Here is a 2570-nt window from a genome sequence, read left to right on the forward strand (position 1 = left end):
ATCATCGGATCGAGAATGAAAATGCGCTTTTTCTGATTGTTGCGATGGATAATAACAATGAATACCGAATAAACCCAGGCGGAGCGCGGCTTGCGCGCGACCGCCATCGAGACTGCAGGCGGTTTAACGCCGTCCGGCCGCGTTTTCGTAATAGCCGATTCGCTCGACTTTCGGCGCCGATCCTCCCCCCTCAAACTCCGATTCCAGCCAGGCATCGACGATGGTTTTCGCCAGTTCGGCACCGATGACCCGCGCGCCCAGCGTGATGATCTGAGCATCATTGCTTTTGCGCGCCCGTTGGGCGGAGTAGGTATCGTGACATTGCGCCGCACGAATGCCGGGCACTTTATTGGCCACGATGCTCATACCGATGCCGGTGCCGCACAGCAGGATGCCCCGCCGATGTTTTTCCTCCCGTATCGCCTGCGCGACGCGATAGGCGATATCGGGATAGATCCCCGTTTCTGCGGCGCGATCCGTCGTGTAGTCAATGACGGGGATGTCCCGTTGTTGCAGGTGGGCAACGATCAGATCCTTCAGTTCAATGGCGGCATCATCGGCGCCGATGGCGATAGGCAGCATAGCGGTCTCCTGATTGGTAACGAAAAGGGTGGCGATCCTCGGTGGCGCCACGTTCATTACCGTATCCCTGTTTAATCAAATGTTCAATTGATGTTCTTTTGTTTTTTGCTGGATTTTTCAGTTTGCCACTGTAAAAGGTGATATCAGTCACTAAAAAAGGGCTTTCAATCGTTGTTCACCCTAGTTGAGACGGGTTTTTGAGCGATATCACACTTTGATAAGTTCACTGTGGGCAAATTGAACGCGCGGCGTTAGTGTTCATTTGTTCTTTGTTTGTATTAATGATCAAAATAAGTTCCCCTACCAGAGGAGAGTGCTATGTGTCAGACCTGCATAACAGAGGCGAAAATGGCGGCCGGTATCCCCGAGATCATGAAGGCGGTTGTGGCGTACGCCCCGAAAGATTACCGCCTGGAACAGGTGCCGGTACCGAAGATCGGCCCGAAAGAGATCCTGGTGAAGATCGAGGCCTGCGGCATCTGCGCCGGTGATGTTAAAGCGTTCGAAGGGGCGCCCAGCTTCTGGGGCGATGAAAAACAACCGGCATACATCAAGGCGCCGATGATCCCCGGTCATGAATTTATCGGCCATGTCGTGGGGTATGGCGAAGGCGTCGAGGGCTTCAATCTCGGCGATCGCGTGATATCAGAACAAATCGTTCCCTGCTGGCAATGCCGCTTCTGCAACCGCGGTCAGTATTGGATGTGCGAAAAGCATGACCTGTACGGTTTCCAGAAAAACGTTAACGGCGGCATGGCCGAGTACATGAAGTTCACCAAAGAGGCGATTAACTACCATGTGCCGGCCGACCTGCCGATCGAAAAAGCCATTCTGATCGAACCCTATGCTTGCTCCTTCCATGCGGTGCAACGCGCCAATATCAAACTGGGCGATGTGGTGGTGTTGGCCGGCGCCGGCACCCTGGGGCTGGGCATGATCGGGGCGATCAAAAAGTCCGGGCCTTCGAAGCTGGTGGTGCTGGATCTGTCCGACGAACGTCTGGCCTTGGCGAAGCGCTTCGGCGCGGATGTGACGCTGAATCCCACCCGTGACGACGTGCCCGCCGCGGTTAAAGCGATGACCGACGGCTACGGCTGCGACATCTACATCGAGGCGACCGGCGCACAGAAGTCCGTGGAACAGGGCCTGACGCTGATCCGCAAGCTCGGCACCTTCGTCGAATTTTCCGTGTTCAAGGATCCGGTGACCGTCGATTGGAGCATCATCAGCGACCGCAAGGAGCTGGACGTGCTCGGTTCGCACCTCGGCCCTTACTGCTACCCGCTGGTGATCGAAGGCATCGCCAATGGCGATCTGCCGACCGAAGGCGTGGTGACGCATACGTTGCCGCTGGAACAGTTCGCCGAAGGTTTCGAGCTGATGAAGCGCGGCATCGGTTCAATCAAAGTGGTGCTTAATCCAAACCTCTGAAACCTGCGTCGTTCCTCGGGTGCGGGCGAGCCTGCGCCTCCATAATCACATGTGCTGGGGTGTTCTATGTTGCATGGACTGATTCATCGCATTGGTCTGTCACCGAAACTGCTGCTGGGCTATGCCGGCGTGTTGGTGTTCATGATGGGCGAAGGGCTGGAACAAGGATGGCTGTCGCCTTATTTGATTGGCAAAGGGCTTAGCATTCAGGAATCGGCGCTGCTGTTCAGCGTTTATGGCTTTGCGGCCGCGATCGCCGCCTGGTTTTCCGGCGTGCTGGCGGAAATCTTTACCGCCCGGCGGGTGATGTTGGCCGGCCTGCTGCTGTTTCTATTCGGTTCGGTGTGCTTTTTGACGTTCGGCCTGCCGAGCAACAACCTGGCGATCATGGTGCCGACCTATGCGCTGCGCGGCTTGGGCTATCCGCTATTTGCCTACGGTTTTCTGGTGTGGGTGGCGTATGAGGCGCCGCCGGAAAGGCTGGGGTCGGCGGTGGGGATTTTCTGGTTCGTCTACAGCGGCATCGACTTTGGTGGCGGCATAGCGTTCCGCCTTGT

3 protein-coding genes are annotated in these 2570 nt (G+C 56.5%); 2 read left to right on the forward strand and 1 reads right to left on the reverse strand.

Translation table 11 applies throughout. The features are described 5' to 3' along the window. Positions 1 to 123: 123 nt before the first annotated feature. Positions 124 to 582: a ribose 5-phosphate isomerase B gene (gene rpiB / locus ADK28_RS01385; RefSeq protein ID WP_004936593.1), complete on the reverse strand. Its 459-nt coding sequence runs from the start codon at positions 580 to 582 to the stop codon at positions 124 to 126. A gap of 318 nt (positions 583 to 900) precedes the next feature. On the opposite strand from rpiB, the gene ADK28_RS01390 reads away from it, so the two are divergent. Together ADK28_RS01390 and ADK28_RS01395 are read left to right on the forward strand one after the other, a co-directional pair. Continuing rightward, positions 901 to 2013 (forward strand): MDR/zinc-dependent alcohol dehydrogenase-like family protein, encoded by a 1113-nt coding sequence (locus tag ADK28_RS01390; RefSeq protein WP_028127773.1) that lies wholly within the window; start codon positions 901 to 903, stop codon positions 2011 to 2013. A gap of 66 nt (positions 2014 to 2079) precedes the next feature. Continuing rightward, positions 2080 to 2570: MFS transporter (locus ADK28_RS01395; protein ID WP_048794687.1), on the forward strand; the 491-nt coding region annotated here is incomplete at its 3' end.

It is taken from the genome of Serratia sp. 506_PEND, from assembly GCF_001076875.1.
Classification (GTDB): domain Bacteria; phylum Pseudomonadota; class Gammaproteobacteria; order Enterobacterales; family Enterobacteriaceae; genus Serratia; species Serratia marcescens.

Coding starts and splice junctions, on each gene's coding strand:
- rpiB (WP_004936593.1), bottom strand. CDS start 582: ATGCTGCCTATCGCCATCGGCGCCGATGATGCCGCCATTGAACTGAAG.
- ADK28_RS01390 (WP_028127773.1), top strand. CDS start 901: ATGTGTCAGACCTGCATAACAGAGGCGAAAATGGCGGCCGGTATCCCC.